Source organism: Ilumatobacter fluminis, from assembly GCF_004364865.1.
Classification (GTDB): Bacteria; Actinomycetota; Acidimicrobiia; order Acidimicrobiales; family Ilumatobacteraceae; genus Ilumatobacter; species Ilumatobacter fluminis.
In genome coordinates this window covers 4196192-4220368 of sequence record NZ_SOAU01000001.1, presented here as the reverse complement: position 1 = coordinate 4220368, position 24177 = coordinate 4196192, and the positions used below count along the sequence as shown (strand labels likewise).

Sequence of the window (24177 nt, the reverse complement as noted above, 5' to 3'; positions counted from 1 at the left end):
GGTATCTTCCGCACTGTTGTACTTCCTGTCAGTTCTTCGCAGTGCGGCGGCTGGCTACTTTCGAATTCGAAGGACCTCTCATGAGCGACACCACCTCTCCCCGGATCCGCGGCTGGGCCGGCCCGCAACCCGACGACCCGGAGGTCGTCGCGCTGCGCGAGCACCTCGAGGCGAACAACGGCATCAAGGGGCTCGACGTGCTCGAACCGCACGAGATCGAGCGGGCCGTCCAGATCTTCGACCGCGACGGCTTCGTCGTGATCCGCGACGCACTCACGCCCGAGCAGACCGAGTTCCTCGCCAACGGCGTGCTCGAGGTGGTCGAGGAGATCGTCTCGCTCGACGACGTGCGCGACGGCAACCGTGGCTCGCACCGCTACTCGTTCGGCGGCACGAGCGTGACCCGCAGCATGTTGCACCGACCGGAGTGGCGCATGCTGCTCGACCTGCCGACGGTCAACCCGATCCTCGAGGCGATCTTCGGTTCGAACGACTACATGATCCGGGCCGCGAGCGGCGACTTCTGTCTGCCGGGCGCCGTCGGCTATCAGCCGCTGCACTCCGACATGGGCGACTTCATCAGCCCCGATCGCACCCCGATCAGCTCGTTCCACGACCGTCGTGGATACCTGACCACCCGCGACCTGCCGTCGCCGTACGTGTGTGTGAACTTCCTGCCGTTCGACCAGACGGTGCTCAACGGCCCGACCCGTCAGATCCCCGGCACCCAGCACGCACGCGTCAAGCCACCCACGCTCGAGGAGGAGCCGGAGTGGATGCGCCTGAGCACCGTGTGCCCGGCACCGGCGGGCTCGATCCAGATCCGCGACGTCCGGGCCTGGCACGGTGGCACGCCCAACCTGTCCGACGACGTCCGCGCGATTCCGAACCTCGAGATCTACGCGCCGTGGTTCCGTGAGCCGACGATCCCCGGCATCTCGTACGAGGACTGGAGCACGCTGTCCGACCGTGCCAAGCACATCACGCGCTACGTCGTCCAGGATTCGTCCGAGGAGCTCCCGTCGGGGTACTCGTTCAAGCCGCTGATGCCGTTCCGGCCGAAGTGACCCGGTCGGTCGCGTGAACTGGACCGAGTCCGACGTCGTCGTCGACGGCGTGTCGCTCCACGTCCGTCGGGGCGGCAACCCCGACGGACCGACGGTCGTCTGCGCCCACGGGTTCAGCGACGACGGCAACTGCTGGTCGCGCCTCGCCGACCGGATCGGCGACCGCTACGAGGTGATCGCCGTCGACGCCCGCAACCACGGCCGTTCCGACCGTGGCGCGGCCGACTGGGAGGGGCTCGCCGCCGACCTCGCCGGGGTGGTCGACGCGCTCGCGCTCGAGCGTCCGACCCTGCTCGGCCACTCGCTCGGTGCGACGACCGTGGCGCTGGTCGCGGCGCGTCGGCCCGACCTCGTCGGCAGGGTCGTCCTGGAGGATCCACCGTGGCGGCTCGAGCAGGCGCCGCTCGGTGCCGACGAACTGGCCGGTGTCACGGCGTGGGTCGCATCCCTCGACGGTCGGTCGGTCGACGAGCTCCGCGAGATGGGGCGTCGACAGCACCCGAACTGGCCCGACGAGGAGTTCGACTCGTGGGCGCCGGCCAAGCTGGGCCTCGGCCCGCGCTCGGTGGAGCACCTCGTCCCGATCGACTGGCGATCTGTCGTCCCGGCGATCGAGGCGCCGGCCCTGCTGGTGCTCGGCGAGGTCGAACTCGGTGCGATCGCGTCACCCGAGGTCGCCCACGCCGTCTCGAACCTGCACGGCGACGTCGGCGTGGTGACGATCGAGGGTGCCGGGCACAACATCCGGCGCGAACGGCTCGACGCCTATGTCGACGCCGTCGCCGGCTTCCTGCGCTGACGCACGCCGGCTCCCGACGCGGGAGCGTGTGCGCCTACCAGGCGTAGGCCTCGGGAGCCGGGCCCGGCCCCGGGAAGATCTCGTCGAGCCGTGCGTTCGTCTCGTCGTCGAGCGTGACGTCGAGCGAGCGGAGGGCGTCGTCGAGCTGGGCCTCGGTGCGTGCGCCGACGATCGGAGCGACGACGCCGGGACGGTCGCGGAGCCACGCCGTGGCGACGACCGCGGGAGGCTGCCCCAGGTCGGCGCACAGCTGCTCCCACCGATCGAGACGGTCGCGCATCGCCTCGGTGCCCGCGTGGGCGGCACGTCGTCGCTTCGAGTCGTCGCTCGGTGACCCGGCGAGCAGGCCGCCGCCGAGCGGGCTCCACGGCAGGATGCCGATGCCGTAGTGCTGCGCTGCCGGCACGACTTCCATCTCGATCGTGCGGTTCGCGAGGTGGTACAGGCTCTGCTCGGAGACGGGGCCGAGGGCGTTGCGGGCGGCCGCCCGCTCCATGCCCGACGCGATCGACCAGCCCGGGAAGTTGCTGGTGCCGAGATAGGTGATCTTGCCGTCGGCGACGAGGCGTTCGGTCGCCATCAGCACCTCGTCCCACGCCGCGGCGCGGTCGAGATGGTGCAGTTGGTACAGATCGATGTGATCGACCCGGAGCCGTCGCAGGCTGGCCTCGCACGCTCGGCGGATGTGGTACGCCGACAGGCCGCGGTCGTTCGGGCCGTCGCCCATCGGCTCGTGCACCTTCGTCGCCAGCACGAGCGAGTCGCGGTCGGAGCGTCCGGCGAGCCAGTCGCCGAGGATGGTCTCGGTCGTGCCGACGCCGAGGTCGCCGCCGTACTGGTCGGCGGTGTCGATCAGGTTGATGCCGGCGTCGACGGCGCGGTCGAGGATGCGGTGGGCGTCGTCGGCCGGCGTCTGGGGCCCGAAGTTCATCGTGCCGAGGGCGATCGGGCTGACACGAACGGCGCTGCGGCCGAGACGGCGGTACTCCACGAGGGCTCGCTTTCGATCGGTGGGTAGTGGGGGCCCGAGCGGGCCGCAGGCAGTTCTAGCGCCCTTGCTGACACGATGTCCAGAAAAACACCGTCGCGGATATTGACACCAAACGACAGCAAAGTTAAGAATAACGAAAGTGAATGAAACCGAGGGGGAACGTGGTGGCCGCACGATGACGGCCGAATCCGGTGATCCGTTGCCGGCCGAGCTGCGCCAGCGCGCCGAGCACGAACTGCTCGTCCGAACCGGTTTCGTCCGGGTCCGCGACCTGTCCGATCGGTTCGGCGTCAGCGCCGTCACGATCCGACACGACCTCCAGCAGCTCGAGGAGCGCCAGCTCGCCAAGCGCGTCCACGGCGGAGCGATGCCGCTCGCCGGTTCCCGAATCGAGCGCACCTTCGAAGAGGTCATGACCGAGCAGGCCGAACAGAAGTCGGCCATCGCCCGGGTCGCCGCCGGGCTGGTGTCGAGCGGCGAGTCGATCCTCCTCGACGTCGGCACCAGCACGGCGGCACTGGCCGACGAACTGGTCGCCCGCACCGACCTCACCGAGCTCATGGTGTTCACCAACGGGCTCAAGATCGCACTCGGTCTCGAAGCCGCGCACCCGCGCTTCACGATCGTGGTCACCGGCGGCACCCTCCGACCCAAGCAGCACAGCCTGGTCGAACCGCTCGCCGCCCCCATGCTCGACAGCCTGCGCGTCGACACCGTCTTCCTCGGATGCAACGGCGTCGACCCGGTCGCGGGCGTCACCAACATCAACCTGCCCGAGGCCGCGGTCAAGCGCAGCATGATCGGCGCCGCAGCCCGCTGCGTCGTCGTGGCCGACAGCAGCAAGATCGGGAGCCGTGCACTGGCCACGGTCTGCCCGATCGACGACGTCGACGTGTTGATCACCGATTCGGGCGCCAGCTCGACGGTGCTCGACGCCGTCAGGTCACAGGGAGTCGACGTGATCGTCGCCGACCGAACGACGACCTGACCAGATTCGCCCGGGGCCCCGAGCGCCGGCGACACCGTCCCACATCAGTGGGGAGGGGGAGAGAGGGTGCGGTTCCCGCCGCAGCCCCCGAAACACAAGGAGCACGAACGTGCAGAAAACCAAGTGGGCTGCCGCCGCAGTGTCGATCGCTCTGATCGTCTCGGCGTGCGGTGGCGACGACGACGACGCAGCCGAGCCGGCCGACGAGGGTTCGACCGAAGAACCCGCCGAGGAACCGGCCGACGAACCTGCCGAGGAGCCGGCCGCCGACGAGCCGGCCGACGAGCCGGCCGACGGTGACGTCACCATCCGGTGGCGCACCCGTCCCGACAACGACGCCGAGGCCGAGGTCTACGGCGACATCAGCGACAGCATCGACGAAGCGAACGGTGATGCGTACAGCCTGAACTACGAGCCCGGTACCACCGACACCGGCAGCTATCAGGACCAGCTCGTGACCGAGATCGCGAACGGCACCGCGCCCGACGTGTTCTGGATCCCCGGCACCGACATCGCCCGCTTCCAGACCGAGGGCCTGATCTACGACCTCGCCCCGTTGGCAGCCGAGGACGGCTTCGACACCAGCGAGTTCTACCCCGAACCGATGTACCACCTGACCTACGACACCGAGACCGGTGGCCCCGGCGACAAGTTGTGGGGTCTGCCCCGCGACGTGTCGACGATGGCGCTGTACGTCAACAACGACCTCATCGCCGAGGCGGGAGCCGACGATCCTCGTGCGCTCGCAGCAGCCGGTGAGTGGAACTGGGAGACGTTCACCGAGGTCAGCCAGCAGGTCGCCGAACTCGGCGGCGAGAACAAGGGCTTCGCGATGGACGCCTGGTGGGGCCCGTACGGCACCTTCATCAACGCCGCCGGAGGCAGCTTCTTCAACGAGGACCGCACGGCCTGTGCGCTCGACACGCCCGAGGCGATCGAGGGTCTGACCGCGATGGAAGCGTTGTTCGCCAGTGGCGCCACCGTGCCGTACGGCGAAGGTGGCGAGGCGCCGTGGAAGGCCGGCACCGTCGGCATGTACATGAACGGCCGCTGGGCGACGCCCGGTGCCCGTGCCGACGCCGGGTTCAACTGGGACGTCGTGCAGCTGCCGGTCGGACCCGGCGGCACGCAGGGCAACTGGCTGTTCTGGGGCGCCTACGTGGTGAACGCCAACACGGAGCATCCGGAAGAGGCGTGGGACCTGGTCCAGCAGCTGACGACCGCCGAGACCATGGCGACGGTCAGCGAGCTGGGTGCGAACATCCCGAGCCGTCAGTCCGACGCCGCCATCGAGGCCTTCCTCGGATTCACGCCGCCGGAGAACAACCAGGCGTTCATCGACGGACTCGCCGACTCGCCGACGGCCGAAGGTCCGCTGTGGACCGGCAGCTGGCCCGAGTACGGCGCCGTGATGGACAGCGCGATCACCGCTGTCCTCAACGGTGAGCGGACCATCGACGACTTCCAGGCGAACATCTGCGCCGAGACTGCGGTCGCCTTCGAAGGCTGATCCGACCGGACCGGTTCGTGTCGGGTCGGGGCACCCCCCCCGCCCTGACCCGACACGGCCGGACGACCTGCTCCACCGCGCCTGCGACGGAGCATTCGAGGGGAACTGACGTGAGCGAAACCTCCGCGCCGACGCCCGACGCGTCGAGCGCCGACCACCATCCCACCGGCCTCGGTGGGGCACTGGCCGAGAGCCCGACCGGGCAGCGCCACATCGACGACCGCGGGCTGACCGGCTTCGCCGTTCGCATGGTCGTCGTCTGGCACCTCGTCGGCGTGCTCGCGAGCGCTGCGGTGTTCATGCTCGCCCGGCGTGGCGGAGCCGACGAACTGCCGTGGATGCCGCGCTACGCGCTGCAGGGCTTCTTCGGCGCGGCGTTCGTCGCCAACATGGCTGCCGCCTACGGCGTCAGCGCCCGGACCCGATGGGCGCGCCCGGTGTCGTTGGCCGTCAGCTACCTCACCGCGGTGATCGCCGGCGCGATCACCTTGCACCTCTTCAACGTGTATCGGTCGATCGGCTACCTGGGAGAGGGGCTGTACAAGGCGTTCCTCCCGTTCCTCGTGGTGTGCGTCGGTCTGATCTGGGTGCTCGTCGCAAAGCAGTTGCTCGCCAAGGAACCCACCAACCGACTCGCCGAACTGCTTCGCCGGGCCGGCTGGGTCGTCGCCGGCGTGGCCGGCGTCTGGTTCGTGATCGCCGCCGACCCGATGGGCGCGATCGAGTACGCGATCGACGCCATCAGCCGCCCGATCACGATCGGAGCACTGGCGCTGACCATCGCCGCCGCACTCGCGACCCGCATGATGTGGTCGCGTCGTGCAGCGAACCACTTCCACACCTCACGCACCGTCGAGGAAGCCCTCAGCGGGCTCGCGTTCTTGTCGCCGAACCTGCTCGGGTTCCTGATCTTCTTCGCCTTCCCCCTGCTGTTCTCGCTGTACGTCTCGTTCTTCGATTGGGAGACCACCAACACCGGGCGCGAGTTCATCGGGTTGGGCAACTACACACGAGCGCTGTCGCTCGACTTCGCGAGCGCGTCGGCCCCGAACGCCGGCACCGAGGTGTTGTCCGACGGCTACCAGGTGTTGATGAACGCCGACTGGTTCGGACAGCACTGGGTCGTCGGCGCGCGCGACGTCGAGTTCTGGCTGTCGATGCGGAACATCTTCGTGTTCCTCGTCCTCGCCGTACCACTGTCGGTGCTCCCGGCGCTGGTGCTCTCGAGCGTGCTCGCCTCCAAGTTGCCGGGCATGAAGATCTTCCGAGCGATCTACTTCATCCCGTCGGTCGCCGGCGTGATCGGCGTGTCCATCGTCTGGGGGCAGATGTTCGACGCGACCATCGGCTGGATCAACTACCTGCTCGACCTCGTCGGCCTCTCCGAGCCCGGCGCGGGTCACGGCTGGCTGACGCAACGAAGTACGGCGTTGCTGTCGATGGTGGTCGTGTTCGCCTGGATGAGCTTCGGCTTCAACACCGTGCTCTACCTCGCCGGCCATCAGGCGATCCCGAAAGAGCTGTACGAGGCGGCCGAGATCGACGGCGCCAGCACGTGGCAGATCTTCCGTCGCATCACGGTGCCGCAACTCAGGAACACGACGTTCTACGTCCTGATCACGACATCGATCCTGGCCCTGCAGCTGTTCGAGATCGTGTGGATCCTCTCCCGGCCCGTCCCCGGCGGACCGAACTACGCGACCCAGACGCCGGTGCTCACCCTGTACCAGGAGGCGTTCGCGAACAACCGTCAGGGCTACGCCTCGGCCCTGGCGTGGGTGCTGTTCCTCGTCATCTTCGGCTTCACCGCCGCACAGTTCCGAATGCAACGTGACGAGACCAGTGGAGGTGTGTCATGAGCGTCAGGCGCAAGGGACCTCGCGCCACCCTGGTGCGCGTCGCGACCTACGTGATGTTGGTCGCCGTCGCCGTGATCGTGGCGTTCCCGTTCATCGTCGCCCTGTCGACGTCGACCAAGAACAGCCAGGACATCTTCTCCTATCCGCCGACGCTCGTCCCGCAGGAGGCCGCCACCGCTGCTGCGGAGGACTTCGGCCTCGAGGGAGATCCGGTACCGATCTACGACTTCGACGGCACCTCGTACGCACTCGCCGAGAACAACATCGGCATCGCCGAGTACACCCCGCTCGACTCGCTCGACGACCCCGACGCGCTGATCCGACAGGAGGCAGGCCTCGCGGTCGAGACCGATCAGGTGGTCGTGATCGACGACGACGAGGAGACCGTCTACCTCGTCACCGTCGACGGTGACGAGATCGAGGCCTATCGGTCGCGCATCACCTCGGGTGGGTTGTTCGTCAGCGCGGACGGCGACGAGCGTGTCGAGCTGATCAACCTCGCCGAACCCGTCAAGCAGTTCGGTCCTCGTCTCGAGAACTTCACGGAGGTCATCGAGGACAAGGCGCTCGGCCGGGCGCTGACCAACACCGTGCTCGTCACGATCCTGGTCGTCGTCGGCCAGTTGCTCACGTCCATCCTCGGTGGTTACGCCTTCGCCCGGATCCGGTTCGTGGGACGAGACAAGCTCTTCTTGCTGTACCTCGGGTCGGTGATGGTGCCGTTCGTCGTGCTCATCATCCCGCTGTTCCAGATCATGCTGCAGGCCGGCTGGCTCGACAGCCTCGCGGCGCTCATCATCCCGTTCACGTTCACCGTCTACGGCACCTTCCTCATGCGGCAGTTCTTCGTCGGGATTCCGCTGGAGATCGAGGAGGCGGCGCTGATCGACGGCGCCTCTCGTTGGCGCATCCTCTGGAAGGTGATGGTGCCGCTCGCCCGTCCGGCGATCGCCACCCTCGCCACCTTCGGGTTCCTCTACGCGTGGAACTCGTTCTTCTGGCCGCTCGTCATCATCAACTCGGGCAACACCGACAGTCGGGTGCTGTCGCTCGCGCTCGCCATGTTGGGAGGTCGCTCGTCGACCGACATCAACCTGGTGTTCGCCGGGGCGATCATCGCCATGGCCCCACCGATCCTCGTGTTCCTGTTCGCCCAGCGCTACTTCGTCGAGAACTCGGCGTCGAGCGGTCTGAAGTAGTTCTCGAAAGGTACGTCTCATGGCATCCGTCACGTTCACGAACGTCACGAAGCAATACAAGGACGACGGTCCCAAAGCCGTCGACGAACTCGATCTCGAGATCACCGACGGCGAGTTCATGGTCCTGGTCGGGCCGTCGGGCTGCGGGAAGTCGACCGCCCTGCGCATGATCGCCGGCCTCGAGGAGATCACCTCCGGCGACCTGAACATCGGTGAGCGGCGGGTCAACGACGACCCCCCGGGCGATCGCGACATCGCGATGGTGTTCCAGAACTACGCGCTGTACCCGCACATGACCGTGCGGGACAACATCGGCTTCGCGCTCACGATGAGCAAGACCCCCAAGGCCGAGATCAAGGAGCGCACCGAACAGGCCGCCGAGCTGCTCGGGCTCACCGAGTACCTCGAACGCTTGCCGAAGGCCCTGTCGGGCGGCCAGCGTCAGCGCGTCGCGATGGGCCGCGCGATCGTGCGCAGCCCGCAGGTGTTCCTCATGGACGAGCCCCTGTCGAACCTGGACGCCAAGCTCCGCGTCCAGATGCGCTCCGAGATCATCCAGCTCCAGCGTCGCCTCGGCACCACGATGGTGTACGTCACCCACGACCAGATCGAGGCGATGACGATGGGGCACCGGGTCGCCGTGATGCGGCTCGGCGTGCTCCAGCAGGTGGCGCCTCCACAGGAGCTCTACCACCGGCCGGCGAATCTGTTCGTCGCCGCGTTCATCGGCAGCCCGGCCATGAACCTGATCCAGGCGACGCTCGGCGGCACGCCCGAGCGGCCGACGGTCACCTTCGCCGGTCACACCCTGGCGATCGCCCCCGGTGCCGTCGAGCGGTACCCGCAGATCGCCGATCGGCTCGGCGACGAGGTCATCGTCGGGCTGCGCCCCGAGCACTTCGCGATGCGCAGCGACTTCGACGCACCCGACGATCAGGTGATCACGCTCCACGTCGACCTCGCCGAGGCCATGGGATCCGACGTCCACATCCACTCCTCGGTCGCCGTCGACCCGATCATGGTCGAGGGCGCCCCCACCTCGGGTGAGGACGGCGAGGTGATCGATCACCACGCGACGCCGATCGTCGCTCGCGTCGACGGCATCCACGTCGTCGAGACCGACACCCAGGTCGAGCTCGCGGTCAAGACGCACCTCGCGCACTTCTTCGACCCCACCACCGGCGAGCCACTGCGCTGATGGCCGAGGAGGTTCGCCTCGACCCACATCTCGGAACCGTCGTCCACGTCGTCGGCGGGCGCCAGCGTCGACCCAACCTCCCGACCGCCGGTTGCCCGTTCTGCGTCGGCGGTCTCGAGGCCCCCGAGCCCTACGACGTCCGCTGGTTCCCCAACCGGTGGCCGGCGATGGAGGGCGAGCGCTGCGAAGTCGTCCTGTACCACTCCGATCACGACGCGACGTTCTGGTCGCTCGGCGTCGGCGGGGCCCGCAAGGTGATCGACCTGTGGGCCGACCGCACCGAGCAGCTCGGCGCACGCGACGACGTCGACTACGTGCTCGTGTTCGAGAACCGTGGCCCCGACGTCGGGGCCACGATCGCTCACCCGCACGGCCAGATCTACGCCTACGACCACGTCCCGTCGCGACAGCAGCGACGACTCGACGCCGGGTGGCGACCCGATGCCGCGGCCGGGGACCGACTCGTGGCGTCGACCGACGGCTGGACCGCCGTCGTGCCGTACGCGCCGACGTTCCCGCTCGCCGTCGACATCGCACCCGACCGTCCGCTCGCCGATCTGCCATCGATGGACGGACCCGAACGCGACGCGCTCGCCACGATCCTCGTCGACGTGCTCGGCCGTCTCGACGCGATGTACGACCAACCGTTGCCGTACATGCTCTGGCTCAACCAGCGTCCGACGACCGCCGGCATCGCCGACGACGCGTGGTTCAACATCGAGATCGTGTCGCCGTGGCGGGCCGCCGGCGTACAACGGTTCATCGCTGCTGCCGAAGTGGCCAGCGAGGAGTACTTCAACCCCGTCGTGCCCGAGGCGGTCGCCGACCGGCTCCGGGCATCGACCTGACACCCCACTACCGTCGGCGCCCTGGAGAGAAAGCGGAGAGATGACGCCATGCTGCCCGTGATCGGAACGTTCGCCCCGTGGACCGACCCGGCGGTCGTCCAGATCGGACGCCTGCCGGCGCACACACCGCTCCGCGGCTTCCGCCGTCGATCGCTCGACGGCCGGTGGCAGCTCGAGATGTTCGAGTCACCCGACGCGGTGCCCGCCACAGCGATCGACGGTGATCGTCGCCGGGCCGTCGAGGTCGACGTGCCGGGCAACTGGACGATGCAGGACCTCGACGGCTTCGACGACCTGCCGCAGTACACCAACATCCAGATGCCGTTCGCCGGCCCGCCGCCGGAACTGCCCGATCGCAACCCGACCGGGGTGTTCCGTCGTTCGTTCGACGTCCCGAAGGCCTGGTCGTCGGGACGCGTCGTCCTCGGCGTCGACGGTGCCGAGAGCGTGCACGCCGTCTACGTCAACGGTGACTTCGTCGGCTACGGCACCGACAGCCGGCTCCCCAGCGAGTACGACGTCACGGCCCACGTGCGCCCGGGGCAGAACGAGTTGGCGATCGTCGTCGTCAAGTGGAGTGCCCACAGCTACATCGAGGACCAGGACCAGTGGTGGATGGGTGGCCTGCACCGCCCGGTCTGGATCGAGTCGAGGCCGTCGACCCATCTCGCCGACCTCCCGATCACGACCGGGTACGACGCGGCCACCGGCTCGGGCACGGTCTCGCTCGACGCGTTCGTGTCGTTCGGCGGTGTACCCGAAGCAGGTTGGACAGTCCGCGCGACCCTGTTCGACCCGAACGGTCGGCAGGTCGGCTCACCGCGCACCGGCGACGTGCCGCACGAGCACGCCCGCCCGTACCAGTTCACCGGATTCTCGGTCGCCGCCGAGTTCGCGGTGAAGAAGGCGAAGCCGTGGAGCGCCGAGCGGCCCGACCGGTACGAGGTCCGCGTCGAGCTGATCGATCGCCGCGGCCGCAGCCGACACGTCGAGTCGATGCTCGTGGGTCTGCGCACGATCGAGACGCGTGATCGGCAGCTGTTGGTGAACGGGCAGCCGGTCTGGATCTTCGGCGTGAACCGCCACGACCACCACCCCGATCGCGGCAAGGCGGTCACGGTCGACGACATCCGCGACGACCTCGTCGCCATGCGCCGCCTCAACATCTCTGCGATCCGGACGTCGCACTACCCGAACCGTGACGAGTTCTACGACCTCTGCGACGAGCTCGGGTTCTACGTGATCGACGAGTCGAACATCGAGTCGCACGGCTACAACTGGAGCGTCTGTGACGACGCCCGATATCGCCAGGCGTGGGTCGAACGCGGCGCCCGAATGGTGCAGCGAGACCGCAACCACCCCTCGGTGATCATCTGGAGCCTCGGCAACGAGAGCGGCTACGGCGTCAACCACGACGCGCTCGCCGGCTGGATCCGCCGGGCCGACCCGACCCGCCCACTCCACTACGAAGACGCGATCCGCATCGAGGGCTGGGACGACGGTGGTCGACCGGCGACCGATCTGGTGTGCCCGATGTACCCGACCATCGACGAGATCCGCAGCTACGGCGAGCGCGGCGTCGGCGACCGACCGCTGATCTTGTGCGAGTACAGCCACGCGATGGGCAACAGCAACGGATCGTTGGCCGACTACTGGGACGTCATCGTGGCGACCGACGGGCTCCAGGGCGGTTTCCTGTGGGAGTGGAAAGACCACGGCCTCCGCCAGCGACTGCCGGACGGTTCGGTACGTCTGGCGTACGGCGGCCAGTTCGGCGATGTCCCGCACGACTGCAACTTCGTCGCCGACGGCCTGATGTCGGCCGACCTCGACCCGCACCCGGCCGCGGCCGAGCTCGCGTGGGTCTACCGACCGGTTGTCGTCACCGGCGACGCCGCGACGGTCGCCTCGTCCGGTTCCGTCCGGGTCGAGAACCGGCGGTCCTTCTCGACCCTGCGCGACCTGCGGGCGTCCGTCGTGGCCGTCGGCATCGACGGCGAGCTCGCACGACGCCGATGGAAGGTGCCGGCGATCGCACCGCACGCCGCCGCCGACGTCGCACTGCCGGCGCTGCCGACCGACACCGTCGCCGTTCGCATCGAATGGGCGACGGCGGCCGACACCTGGTTCGCCCCGGCCGGGCACCTGGTCGCCTGGGACGAGGTCGTCGTCGACGCCGACCCGACGGTGCCGTCTCCACCCGGAGCGCAACCGCCGGGCGAACTCGTGACACCGGAACTGTCGCTGTTCCGAGCACCGATCGACAACGACGGCTTCAAGCTGATGCCCGACCTGGCCCGCCGTCTCCGCGTCGGCGGTCAGGCACTCGCGACGTGGCAGGACGCCGGCGTCGACCGCACCGATCCCGAACGACTCGTCGGTCACACCGTCAGCGTCGAGCACGACGCGACCGGCACGACGTACCACCACATCGTCGACGTCCCGCCCGAACTCGCCGACCTGCCGCGCGTCGGCGTCGCGTTCGAGCTCCCGGATGGGTTCGACCGGACCCGCTGGTTCGGACGCGGGCCCGGTGAGAACTACCCCGACCGCAACCGCGGCGCGATGCTGGGTGTGTGGGACGGCGGCATCGACCCGCTGCCGTACCTGGTGCCACAGGAGTACGGGCTGCGCACCGATTGCCGCTGGTTCGAGATCATCGACTCGTCGACCGGTCACACCGTCCGCATCGAGGCGCTCGACGCGCCGCTCCACGTGTCGGCCGTCGGGTACTCCGCCGCCGAACTGTACGACAGCGCGAGCTCGTTCGACCTGGCACCGCCCGCGCGGGTGATCGTGCACATCGATGCCGCTCACCGTGGCCTGGGTACGGCCAGCTGCGGACCGGACGTGCTCGACCGGTACCGGCTCGGGGCCGGCACCTACGAGTTCACGTACCGCGTCACGTTGCCGGACTGATCGACGCCCCGGCGGACGGTTCGCAGATCCAGACCTCGGCCGTGAGACCGTCGTAGTCGTAGCGGTCGACGACGTCGGCGGCGAAGGCCTCGGCGTCGTCGGCACGCACGAGCGCAACCGCGCAGCCGGCGAAGCCGCCGCCGGTCATCCGCGCGCCGAGGCATCCCGGTGCCGACCGAGCGACCTCGACGATCGCGTCGAGACCGGGTCCGGACACCTCGAAGTCGTCGCGCAGCGAGACATGGCTCTCGTTCATCCGGGCGCCGACGGCCGTGACATCGCCGTCGCGGAGGTGCTCCATGAAGGCGACGACACGTGCGTTCTCGGTGATGATGTGATGCGCGCGACGACGATCGGTCTCGTCGGTCACGCGCTCGAGGTCGTCGAGCGTCGCGTCACGAAGCGCCGCGACGCCCATCGCAGCAGCGGCCCGTTCGCACGCGCTGCGACGGTCGTCGTACGCCGCCTCGGCGAGCACACGGCGAGTCTTGGTGTCCATGACGGCGACCACGACGTGGTCCGGGATCCGGGTCGGGGTCAGGGTCAGGGCACGACAGTCCATCAGGCTGGCGTGGCCCTCGACCGCGCCGGCCGAGATGAACTGGTCCATGATCCCGCTCTGCAGGCCGACGACCTCGTTCTCGACGCGCTGGCCCATGCGGGCGACGTCGATCGGTGCCCAGTCGACGCCGGCTCGTTCGAGCAGGGCGCGGATCGTCGCCACCTCGAGTGCAGCGGACGACGAGAGGCTCGCCCCCGTCGGGATGTCGGTGTCGATACAGGCGCGCCAGCCACGAGCAGCGATGCCGGCATCCTCCATCAGGTCGATGACGCCGGCCAGATGCTTGGCCCAGCCCGGCACGTCGCCGCCGGGCACGATCTCGATCGAACCGAACCCTGCCGAGTCGATCGTGACGGCACCCGTCGACGGGTCGCCGACCGATTCGAAGCTGACCACCGTGTCGAACGGCAACCCCATCGGGAAGGTGAAGCCGTCGTTGTAGTCGGTGTGCTCGCCGATCAGATTGACGCGCCCCGGCGCTCGGGCTGCGAAGTCGGGGTCGCCCCAGAGGGCTCGGTGTCGCTGGAGCGCACGTGCTGCTGCGGTCGGGAAAGCCACGATCAGCAGGCTAGGGAGGCCGCAGTAGGTTTGTCCGCCGATGGTGGATTCCGTCCCGAACGACGCCGGCGATGCCCACCGCCCGCTCGTGCACTTCACGGCGCGGCGTCACTGGATCAACGACCCGAACGGTCCGATCGTCCACGGCAATCGTCGGCATCTCTTCTTCCAGCACAACCCGAACGGGCTCGAGTGGGGCGACATCTCGTGGGGGCACGCCGTGTCCGACGACCTGGTGACCTGGCAGGAGTTGCCCGTGGCGATCCCGGTCGCCGACGATCACATGATCTTCTCGGGCAGCGCCGCGGCGCTGCCCGACGGGTCCATCGCCGCGTTCTACACCGGGCACCGACACGCCGACGACCCGCTCCGGGTCCGTCAGGATCAGCGGATCGCCGTCAGCCGGGACGGGGGCGCCACGTTCGAACCGTTCGGTGCCGATCCGGTGATCGACCTCGACCTCGTCGACTTCCGCGACCCGAACGTGTTCTGGCACGCACCGACCGAACGCTGGGTCATGGTCGTCTCGTTGCCCGATCGTCGCCAGGTGATCGTGTTCGGTTCGACCGACCTGGTGACGTGGGGCGAGTGCTCGCGCTTCGGGCCGGCCGGAGCGACGATCGGGATTTGGGAGTGTCCGGCCCTGTTCGAGTTGCCGGCGCTCGATCGTGAGCGACGCTTCACCGCGACGCGCTGGGTGCTGAAGATCGACCACAACCCCGGGCACGTGTCGGGCGGCTCCGGCGGCCAGTACTTCGTCGGCGACTTCGACGGGTTCACGTTCGTGCCGGACCACCCGACGACCGAGCCGCGCTGGGTCGACTGGGGTGCCGACTTCTACGGCGCGCTGCCGTTCGCCGGTGAGCCCCCGACGAACGAGCGGACCTGGATCGCGTGGATGAGCAACTGGGACTACGCACACGACACGCCGACCTCACCGTGGCGCGGCGCGATGTCGTTGCCCCGGCGCATCGCACTGGTCGAACGCGCGGGCGAACACGTGCTCGTCCAGCGGCCGGTCGACGCGCTCGATCACCCGAGCGGCACAGCGACGGAAAGTGTCGGATCCGTTGCGTCGTCCGGTCGAGGTACAGCGAGGTGGTGGGGCGACGCAGCCGATCCGACGCCTTCCGTCGTCGAGGTGGCGGACGCGTATCGGTTGCGTCTGTTGGTCGGCGGGGCGGGTGTGACGATCCGGCTCGGGTTCGGTGGTGACACTGCGGTGACGGTGTCGTTCGACCGCGGAGCACAGACACTGACGGTCGACCGGTCGGCGTCGGGGGAGTACCCGAACGAACGGTTCTCCGGCATCCACTCGGCGCCGGTGCCGACCGACGGACCGCTCGATCTCGATGTCGTCGTCGACCGGTCGTCCGTCGAGGTGTTCGCCGATCAGGGCGCCGTGGTGTTCACCGAGTTGATCTTCCCACCGGCCGGTCGGCGAACCGTCACGATCACCGGCGCCGATCCCGGTTCGATCCGGCTCGACTCCTTGGTGTGACGACCGGGTCGCGCGACACTGAGACCGTGTCGGGCAAGGTGGCGTTCGTGCTGGGTGGCGGTGGGCTCCTCGGTGCCCACGAGGTCGGGATGCTGCAGGCGTTGCTGGAGGCGGGGGTGCGGCCCGACATGGTGGTCGGTACGTCGATCGGTGCCGTCAACGGTGCGCTCGTCGCTGCCGATCCGACCCTCGATCAGGTCGAGCGGATGCGCGACCTGTGGTCGTCGCTCAGCCGCGCCGATGTGTTCGGCGGCTCGATCTTCAGCGGCCTCAAGACACTGGCGAAGTCACGCACCCACGTCTACGGCAACGAACGCCTCCGGTCGCTGCTCGACGAGGCCTTACCGGTCACCCTGATCGAAGACCTGGCGGTGTCGTTCGAGTGCGTCGCCGCGTCGATCGAATACGCGCGGGCGCGCTACTTCGATCGCGGTCCGATCATCGACGCCGTGCTCGCCTCGTCGGCCGTGCCCGGGCTGCTCCCGCCGGTCGAGATCGACGGCGACCACTATCTCGACGGCGGACTCGTCGCGTCGATCCCGCTCGACCGGGCGATCGCACGCGGCGCCGAGCAGATCTTCGTGCTGCAGGTCGGCCGTGTCGAGCAGCCGCTGCGCGCTCCGAGCCAACCGTGGGAGGTCGCGCTGGTGGCGTTCGAGATCTCGCGCCGTCATCGCTTTCTGGAGGCGCTCGCCGCGGCACCCGAACACGTCCGGATCGACGTGTTGCCCACCGGCGACCCGAAGGACTTCGACGACCTGCGCCAGTACCGCGACCTGGGCGACACCGGCCGCCTGATCGCCGACTCGCACGCGGCGACCGAGACGTACCTCCGCGAGCACGGACTCGTCCCGTGACGCTGCCACCGCGTTGGGTCCGCCGGTTCGTGCTGTGGCCACTCCCGCTGATCCTCGTCTGGTTCTACGTGGCGTCGGTGCCGGTGCTGCTGATCGTCGCGTTCGTCGTCTCGTACCGGTTGCCCGGGTCGCTCCGGGCCGTGAGGTCGCTCGGACTCGCCACCGTGTACGTCTTCGTCGAGGTCGCGATCATCCTCGCGTCGTTCGGGCTCTGGGTCGCCACCGGGTTCGGTCTGCGGCTCCGATCGAGGTGGTCGGTGCAGGCGCACTACCGGGTCTTGAACTGGGCGCTGCGAACGCTCGTCGGTGGAGGGCGTCGCCTGTTCAGTCTCGACATCGCCGTGCGCGGCTTCATCCGCGATGCCGACGGTCGGCATCCCGTCGATCCGCCCGGGCCGATCGAGCACCCGCTGGTCGTCATGAGCCGTCATGCGGGTCCGGCCGACTCGATCCTGCTGATGTACGAACTGATGGTCCAGTTCGAGCGTCGGCCCCGGATCGTGCTCAAGGAGTCGCTGCAGTGGGATCCGGCGTTCGACATCCTGCTCAACCGTCTGCCGACCCACTTCGTCCGCCACGGCGCCGATCGCGACGAGGTCCTCGGTCTGCTCCGCGACCTGTCGTCCGACATGCAGCCCGGCGACGCGTTCGTGATCTTTCCCGAGGGTGGCAACTTCACGCCGCGTCGCCGGGAGCGGGCGATCGAGTACTTCGAACGGCAGGGCCGAACGGCCGAGGCGGAACGTGCACGCGGTCTGCAGCACGTGCTGCCGCCGCGAACGAACGGTGCGCTCGCCGCGCTCGACGGCTGCCCCTCGGCGTCGCCGGTGTTCGTGGCCCACACCGGCCTCGACGAGATCGCCGGGCCACGCGATCTGTGGCGGGCGATCCCCGACCACAAGGTGCTCGACATGGTCTTCGTCGCGGTGACGCGCGACCAGTTCCCCATCGACGACGCCGATCAGGTCGAGTTGATGTGGGCGGCCTGGGAGCTGATCGATCGGTGGATCGACGACGGGCGCACCGCTCCACCCGACCCCGACGCGTGAGGTATCGACCACCTGGCGTGGCCCCGAAACTACGCTCGTGCGCCATGAGGGACGAGCAGTTGCCGACGACGACCCGGGCCGGGCAACGCTCCGGCCCCTCGACCACGATGCGCCCCGGGGTGTTCGCCCCGCCGGCGCCGACCGAGACGCCGCAGCCACCTCCCGAACGACGGATGCCGGGTGCCGGTGAGCGCGAGCCCGTCGTCATCACCCACGAGGAGGTGATCGAGGGGCACGACGCCGAACTGCTGTGGGAGGCGTACCACGCCAACTTCCATCCACTGGCCGAGCTCGCGATCCTGCAGCACCTCTATACACGCGACGAGGTGCTCGCCGAACTCGCCAACCCGCGCATCCTCAAGATCGTGGGCCGTCAGGGCGGGCGCCCGGTCGGGATGGGCATGGTGACGAACTCGCTCGAGGACGTCCCCCAGATCTCGCCGGCGTTCCTGCGCGCCAAGTACCCCGATCATGCCGACCGCAACGCGATCTACTTCGGCATCCTCGTGATGGTGTCGCCCGATCACCGCGGTCGCACCCTGTTCTCGCGGCTCTACACCGAGATGTGGCAGGTACCGGCACGTGCCGGCGGCGTGCTCGCGTTCGACATCTGCGACTTCAACCGGATGGCGTTCGACACCGACTCGCTGACCCAGCGCATCGCCGACCAGTTCCCCGAGGCGTCGGTCGACGTCGTCGACCGCCAGACCTGGTACGTCGCCGAACTCCCGAAGCCGATCGCCGACGGCAGCCCGCGGCGCTGACACTCAGCGCACGGGTGCGCAACGGCGGCGTCGATCGAACGACGTCGTCCGCCCGCCGATCGCCTGCACGGTCTCCACGAGTTCGCCCATCGGCACGGGGGCGCTGAACAGGTAGCCCTGCATCTTCGTGCAACCCAGCTCGATCAGGCGGCGAGCCTGCTCGTGCGTCTCGACGCCTTCCGCGATCGTGGCCAGGCCGAGCGCGTTCGCCATCTTGATGATCGCTGCGACGAGCGACGCGTCCGATTCGTCGTGGGCCAGGCCCGACACGAACGACCGGTCGATCTTGACGACGTCGACCGGGAACCGCTTGAGGTACGACAGCGAGGAGAAGCCGGTCCCGAAGTCGTCGACCGACAGACGGACGTCGAGCGAGGTGAGCGCGGTCATCGCCGACGCTGCCGCCAGGGTGTCGCCCATCATCACGCTCTCGGTGATCTCCAGGAACAGCGCACCGCCGGGCAGATGATGACGATGGAGCGTCTCGGCGACGATGTCGGCGAAGTCGTCCGACTGGAGCTGGCGCGGAGAGACGTTGACCGACGCGTACATGTCCTTGGCCGACGGGATGTTGGCCCGCATCCACGCCACTTGGCGGAGCGCCTCGTCGAGCACGAACGCGCCGAGCGGGATGATGAGTCCGGACTCCTCGGCGACGTCGATGAACTCCGTCGGCGCGACCCGTTCGGTGCCCTTCGTCCATCGCGCGAGGGCCTCGACGCCCAGGACGCGACCGTCGGGCCACGACACGACGGGTTGATAGGCGACGCCGATCTCGCCGCGTTCGATCGCCGTCCGCAGGGTGCGTTCGATCTCGACGCGGCGCTCGATGCGCTCTCGCATCGAGGTGTCGAACACGGTGATCGCGTCGCGACCGGTCTCCTTCGACCGGTACATCGCGGCATCGGCCTCGCGGATCATCGTGTTCGCGTCGCAGGTACCGTCGAAACCGGAGACGGCGATGCCGATCGACGCCGACGTGAACACGGCGATGCCGTCGGGGAGGACATACCGCTCGGCGAGTGTCGATCGGATCCGTTCGGCGACCGAGAGGGCGCCCGCGGTGTTGCAGTCGGGGATGAGGACGAGGAACTCGTCACCCGACACACGCCCGACCATGATCGGCGGTGGTGCGACACGACGGAGTCGCTCCGCGGCCTGGACGAGCAGCTCGTCGCCGGCCGCATGGCCCATCGAGTCGTTGACGAGCTTGAAGCGGTCGAGGTCGATGAACATCATCGCGGCCCGACGGCCGGGTGTGTTGATCAGCTCGTCGGCACGATGCGACAGCAGCTGCCTCGAGGGGAGGCCGGTCAGTTCGTCGTGGGTGGCGCGTCGGGTGAGCTCGTCCTGGTGTTCGGCCTGGCTCCGCATCAGCCCGACGATGCGAGCGACCGCGGTGATGGCGAGTGCGACGCAGATCGCTGCCGAGATCAGGCGACTGATCGTGATGCCCTCACTCAGCAACACGACGACCGGAGCGACGAGCGAGACACCGACGACCCATCGACGCGCCATCGAGAGATCGCTCGGCGACTCCTCTCGCACCGTCGTGAACCGGGCCGACGACGGATGCAGGAGCGCACACCCGATGCACGCGGGTACGAGGAGGTACGGCACCTCGAGCAGGTTCTGCGATGCACCGGACATGTGCCCGACCTCGCCGAGCGCGAACACGATGTCGCCGACGACGAGGGCCGCGGTGCCGGCGAGGAGCAGCAAGAACGCCGGTGTCCGCTCCCCACCGCTGAATGCGAGGCGGGCGGCGATGATCAGCAAGCAGATCGAGGCAACGGGGTAGATGACGACGGCGAGCTGCGCCATCACCCAGCCGTCGGAGATGCCGAGCGTCGGGATCACCAGGAGTTCGTGGACCCCGAGCGCCGCGCCGGCGGCGAGCACCAGCCCGTCGAGGATCACGTCGCGATCGGCCGTGGCCGTCCGGGTGCGGAGCAGGCCGACGAGTGCGACGCCGAACGCCAGATAGCCCGGGAGCGCGAACAGGTCGGGGAGGAGCGAACGGCTCGAGGTGAGATCGCCGGTGGCGCCGGTCGCCTCGCGCAGCACGCCGGCGATCGTCCACAGGAAGCCGATCCCGATCAGGATCCACCACGGCCAGGCCGGTTCCGGGCGGTGGCGACGCAGACCGACGATGCCGCATGCGACGCCGCCGAGGATCACGAACGGATACGCGAGTGGGCCGACGATGCCGGTGGCGTGGAGTGCGATGACCAGCCCGAACGCCCCGAGCACCCACCACGACAGGTCGGGTGCGATGCGCGCGACGAGACGATGCGTCAAGCCACCGGCATCGCCGGTGTTCGCACGTTCGGTTCGGGCGGGCACGTTTGTGTATCGGCACCCACCGTGGTCGGCTTGACCACGTGTTGAACCGTGCGTGATCGCCGCGTGATCGACCCGGTCATCGAAGCGCACGAACCGTCAGTCGACGGGGCGGTCCCACTCCTCGGGGTGGTCGAGTTCGGGGTCGTGCGCCACCTCGCCGGCCTGCCGTGCGATCATCGACTTGGCGAGGCCGTCCACGCCCTTCGTCTTGCGCGACAGTCCCTTGTTCGCGAGGAACCCGAACACGCTGGCGCCGAGTTCCTTCCTCATGTGGTCGAGGTTGCTCCGTGTGGTCATCGAGTCCGCCCGTCAGCCCTCGAGGGTCGTGCGGCCCATGCCGTCGGGCGGGAGGCACGGCACGAGCCGTCCCGGGTACCCCTTGAAGTGCGGCACTCCCTGCTCGTAGTCGACCAGCTCGTCGGAGTCGATCGTGAGGACTGCGTCGGACGAGACGAACGCTCCGGCCAACTCGACGTCGCCGCGTGTTTCCGGATACCACCAGCCGTGCGGCACGCGCAGGTGACCCGGCCGCATGCCGGACTGCACGCTCACCGTTGCTCGAACCTGACCGTGTGGGGTCTCGAGCCGTGCCCACTCGCCCTCGACGAGGCCGTCGCGGGCAGCGTCGTCGGGGTGGACGAAGAAGCTGGGTGCCGGCACCCGTCGGCGCAGCACCCCGATGTTCCGTTGACCGGTCTGGAAGAACGGATCCTCACGGACGCCCGAGAACACCAGGTAGGGGTACTCCTCGGTCGGTTTGGGCTTGGCGCGGTAGTAGGGGAGTGGGTCGAAGCCGAGTGCTTCCAGGATCGACGACGACAACTCGACCTTGCCCGACGGCGTCGCGAAGCCCGTCTTGCGGTACTTGCGGTATGCAGGTGGCGGCATCTCCATCACGACCGAGTCGCGGAACTCGGTCCACGTCCGGCCGGACGGTTCGAGACGATGGTCGAGTACCTGCTCGAGGGTGTCCCAGGGGAATTGCTGCTCGAAGCCGAATCGGCGGCCCAGATCGGTCCAGAATCGGAACGTCGAGCTCGCCTCCCCGGGCGGGTCGACGATTCGTTCCGACACGGTCAGCCGGTTCCCCCATGCCCATGCGTCGGCGATGTGGTTGCGTTCGGTGAACACGTCGCCGGGCAGGACGTAGTCGGCGAGCATCGCCGTCGGCGTCATGAAGATCTCGTGGGCGACGATCAGATCCTGGTTGAGGAGCGCCCGGTGGATCTGGTGCTGGTTCGGATACGACAGCAACGTGTTGTTGCCGAGGGTGATGAACGCCTTGACCGGATACGGATCGCCGTCGGCCATCGCCCGGAAGACTTCGGTCGGATTGGCCATGTGGCAGCCCATCACCTGGTCGACCCACTCGCGACCCCATACCCGCTTCAGATGCGGCCGCAGCATCTCGGCGGTTCGATAGGTGAACACCGGGTGGGTGTCGTAGCCGAGCTGTTTGGCCCGCTGCGCGGCGCCGAGTTCGTCGTGGAGCTGGAGGTCGGCCTCGGTGAGCCACCCCGGGTTGAGTGCGTTGAGCGTTTCGCCGCCGACCACGTCGAGGTTGCCGGTGATCGCCCGAAGGATCGATTGGAGGCGGATGCCCGAGGTCGAGTCGAGTTGCTGGTCGGTGATCGGCGTCCACGGGATGCAGGCGCCATCGGCGCGGGCGTAGATGCGCGCCGCCTCGGCGATCCGGTCGGCAGGCACGCCGCAGATACCGGCGACGCGGTCGAGCGGGTACTCGTCGGCGCGGGCCTTCAGTTCGTCGAAGCCGACACACCAGTCGTCGACGAACGATGCGTCGTAGAGGTGTTCGTCGATGATGACCTTGAGCCAGCCGAGCAGGAGCGCGCTGTCGGTTCCGGCCTCGATCTGAAGGTGGATGGTCGCCTTCTCCGCCTGGTCGGAGATACGAGGGTCGACGACGATCGTCGCTGCGCCCCGCTTGCGGGCACCTTCGATCATGTTGTAGATCGGCGTCCACGAGTGCTTGCGCGGGTTGTGGCCGAGCAGGACGACACAGCTCGAGTTCGAGATGTCGGGGAACGGCATCCATCCGTAGGTGAGTCGGTTGACGGCGGCCGTATTTCCCGCGCAGAGTGCGACCCCGGAGATCCAGTTCGGTGAACCGAGCAGGTTCATGAACCGCCGGTCGAACCCGTGGGTCGTCTGGGTGTTCCAACCCGACGTCGACACGGCGAGGGCCTCGGGTCCGTACGTGTCGACGACCGTGCGGAGCTTGCCGGCGATCTCGTCCATTGCCTGCTCGTAGGAGATCTCCTCCCACCGGTCGTCACCCCGTTCGCCGACCCGTTTGAGCGGTACCCGGATTCGCTCCGCATGATTGTGGATGTGCGGCGCAGCGGTGCCCTTGTAGCAGATGTTGCGGGCGACGGCCGGCGAGTCGTGCGGCAGGATCTGGACGATCTTGCCGTCCTCGGCGACGGAGCGGAGCTGGCATCCGATGTCGCAGATGGTGCAGACCGAATAGCCGATTCGCCGATCGGTGGTCGTGTCGCCCGGAGCGGGGCCGGTGACGGTCATGGTGTTCCTCCTCGGCGCTCGTCATGGATGCGAGCGAGCTCGATCAGTTGGTCGACGACGATGCGTTCGTGGGGAAGCGGACCCTGGGCGGTGGCGCGCCCGAGCGCAAGCCCCAGCATCGCTTCGCGGGCGGTGAGGTACAGCGCCCGCGTTGCGTCGTCGGGTGCGAGGTCACGGCGTTCGGCCGGATCCACGAGCTTGGCGAACCGGGTCACGACGGGGCCGATGGCGCGTCCGAGCTCCGGATCGTTGGCCGCGGCGAGCCACGCCTCGATGACGATCTTGAAACGACCCCGCTCGATCACGGTCCACGTCGTCTCGACGAGATCGGCGAGCGATGTTGGAGCCGCTTCGTCGGCGATCTCGGCCGACAGCCGTGCGTAATGCGCCTCGAGAGCGTCGGCGAGAAGGGTCGGCAGGTCCCCGAAGTGGTGCACCAGCGCGCCTCGCGTCAACCCGGCACGTTCGCACGCAGCGACCGACGTCGTGGCGGCCCATCCACGTTCGGCGAGCAGATCGAGTGTGGCGTCGACGAGCGCGGCCCGCGTGGCGTTCGTGCGCTCTCGCTGGGTTCGGGTCGGTCCCCTCCGGTCGTCCACGCGATCGACCGTATCAGAT

Annotated in this window: 19 protein-coding genes; 13 read left to right on the top strand and 6 right to left on the bottom strand. The window is 68.5% G+C overall.

Annotation, left to right across the window (positions count from 1 at the left end; all coding sequences use genetic code 11):
* Positions 1-80: 80 nt before the first annotated feature.
* Together BDK89_RS19095 and BDK89_RS19090 are read left to right on the top strand one after the other, a co-directional pair.
* Entirely contained in the window at positions 81-1067 is a 987-nt protein-coding gene (locus BDK89_RS19095) for a phytanoyl-CoA dioxygenase family protein (RefSeq protein ID WP_133870468.1), read from the top strand.
* Positions 1068-1080: 13 nt separating this feature from the next.
* Positions 1081-1866, top strand: coding sequence for an alpha/beta fold hydrolase (locus tag BDK89_RS19090; RefSeq protein ID WP_133870467.1), 786 nt, complete (start codon positions 1081-1083; stop codon positions 1864-1866).
* A gap of 34 nt (positions 1867-1900) precedes the next feature.
* Here the strand turns inward: BDK89_RS19090 and BDK89_RS19085 are convergent, their stop codons facing one another.
* On the bottom strand, positions 1901-2857 hold the full coding sequence (locus tag BDK89_RS19085; RefSeq protein ID WP_133870466.1) for an aldo/keto reductase: 957 nt from the start codon (positions 2855-2857) through the stop codon (positions 1901-1903).
* A 139-nt stretch (positions 2858-2996) separates the two neighbouring features.
* Here BDK89_RS19085 and BDK89_RS19080 point away from each other — a divergent pair, with 139 nt between their 5' ends.
* From BDK89_RS19080 to BDK89_RS19050, 7 genes are all read left to right on the top strand, one after another.
* Complete coding sequence (locus tag BDK89_RS19080; protein ID WP_208294132.1) at positions 2997-3845, top strand: DeoR/GlpR family DNA-binding transcription regulator; 849 nt, start codon at positions 2997-2999, stop codon at positions 3843-3845.
* A 109-nt stretch (positions 3846-3954) separates the two neighbouring features.
* Positions 3955-5355, top strand: a complete 1401-nt coding sequence (locus BDK89_RS19075) for an ABC transporter substrate-binding protein (protein ID WP_133870465.1) — start codon at positions 3955-3957, stop codon at positions 5353-5355.
* A 110-nt stretch (positions 5356-5465) separates the two neighbouring features.
* Positions 5466-7214 carry a carbohydrate ABC transporter permease gene (locus BDK89_RS19070; RefSeq protein WP_133870464.1) on the top strand — a complete coding sequence of 583 codons (1749 nt, stop codon included), beginning with the start codon at positions 5466-5468 and terminating at the stop codon, positions 7212-7214.
* Positions 7211-8413 (top strand): carbohydrate ABC transporter permease, encoded by a 1203-nt coding sequence (locus BDK89_RS19065; protein ID WP_133870463.1) that lies wholly within the window; start codon positions 7211-7213, stop codon positions 8411-8413. Before BDK89_RS19070 ends, BDK89_RS19065 begins: the two co-directional genes overlap by 4 nt.
* A gap of 19 nt (positions 8414-8432) precedes the next feature.
* Complete coding sequence (locus tag BDK89_RS19060; RefSeq protein WP_133870462.1) at positions 8433-9611, top strand: ABC transporter ATP-binding protein; 1179 nt, start codon at positions 8433-8435, stop codon at positions 9609-9611.
* A complete protein-coding gene (locus BDK89_RS19055; protein ID WP_133870461.1) occupies positions 9611-10459 on the top strand; it encodes a galactose-1-phosphate uridylyltransferase in 849 nt (282 codons plus the stop codon). The genes BDK89_RS19060 and BDK89_RS19055 overlap by 1 nt, the downstream gene beginning before the upstream one ends.
* Positions 10460-10507: 48 nt before the next feature.
* Positions 10508-13378, top strand: a complete 2871-nt coding sequence (locus BDK89_RS19050) for a glycoside hydrolase family 2 TIM barrel-domain containing protein (protein WP_133870460.1) — start codon at positions 10508-10510, stop codon at positions 13376-13378.
* Here BDK89_RS19050 and galK read toward each other — a convergent pair.
* Entirely contained in the window at positions 13362-14498 is a 1137-nt protein-coding gene (galK, locus tag BDK89_RS19045; protein ID WP_166657692.1) for a galactokinase, read from the bottom strand. The genes BDK89_RS19050 and galK overlap by 17 nt on opposite strands.
* Positions 14499-14538: 40 nt before the next feature.
* On the opposite strand from galK, the gene BDK89_RS19040 reads away from it, so the two are divergent.
* From BDK89_RS19040 to BDK89_RS19025, 4 genes are read left to right on the top strand one after another with little or no spacing between them, the layout of a single operon-like run.
* Positions 14539-15999, top strand: a complete 1461-nt coding sequence (locus BDK89_RS19040; protein ID WP_133870458.1) for a glycoside hydrolase family 32 protein — start codon at positions 14539-14541, stop codon at positions 15997-15999.
* Between the two features lie 26 nt (positions 16000-16025).
* A complete protein-coding gene (locus BDK89_RS19035) occupies positions 16026-16856 on the top strand; it encodes a patatin-like phospholipase family protein (RefSeq protein ID WP_243839224.1) in 831 nt (276 codons plus the stop codon).
* The gene (locus BDK89_RS19030) at positions 16853-17905 is read left to right on the top strand and encodes a lysophospholipid acyltransferase family protein (protein WP_133870457.1); all 1053 of its coding nucleotides are present in this window, start codon (positions 16853-16855) and stop codon (positions 17903-17905) included. The genes BDK89_RS19035 and BDK89_RS19030 overlap by 4 nt, the downstream gene beginning before the upstream one ends.
* Before the next feature lie 44 nt (positions 17906-17949).
* Positions 17950-18669 (top strand): hypothetical protein, encoded by a 720-nt coding sequence (locus BDK89_RS19025; RefSeq protein ID WP_133870456.1) that lies wholly within the window; start codon positions 17950-17952, stop codon positions 18667-18669.
* A 3-nt stretch (positions 18670-18672) separates the two neighbouring features.
* Here the strand turns inward: BDK89_RS19025 and BDK89_RS19020 are convergent, their stop codons facing one another.
* From BDK89_RS19020 to BDK89_RS19005, 4 genes are all read right to left on the bottom strand, one after another.
* Positions 18673-21015 carry a putative bifunctional diguanylate cyclase/phosphodiesterase gene (locus BDK89_RS19020; protein ID WP_133870455.1) on the bottom strand — a complete coding sequence of 781 codons (2343 nt, stop codon included), beginning with the start codon at positions 21013-21015 and terminating at the stop codon, positions 18673-18675.
* A 96-nt stretch (positions 21016-21111) separates the two neighbouring features.
* Positions 21112-21312, bottom strand: a complete 201-nt coding sequence (locus BDK89_RS19015) for a hypothetical protein (protein WP_133870454.1) — start codon at positions 21310-21312, stop codon at positions 21112-21114.
* 12 nt (positions 21313-21324) lie between these two features.
* On the bottom strand, positions 21325-23559 hold the full coding sequence (locus tag BDK89_RS19010; protein WP_133870453.1) for a molybdopterin-containing oxidoreductase family protein: 2235 nt from the start codon (positions 23557-23559) through the stop codon (positions 21325-21327).
* Positions 23556-24158, bottom strand: coding sequence for a TetR/AcrR family transcriptional regulator (locus BDK89_RS19005; RefSeq protein ID WP_208294131.1), 603 nt, complete (start codon positions 24156-24158; stop codon positions 23556-23558). Before BDK89_RS19005 ends, BDK89_RS19010 begins: the two co-directional genes overlap by 4 nt.
* Positions 24159-24177: the final 19 nt, after the last annotated feature.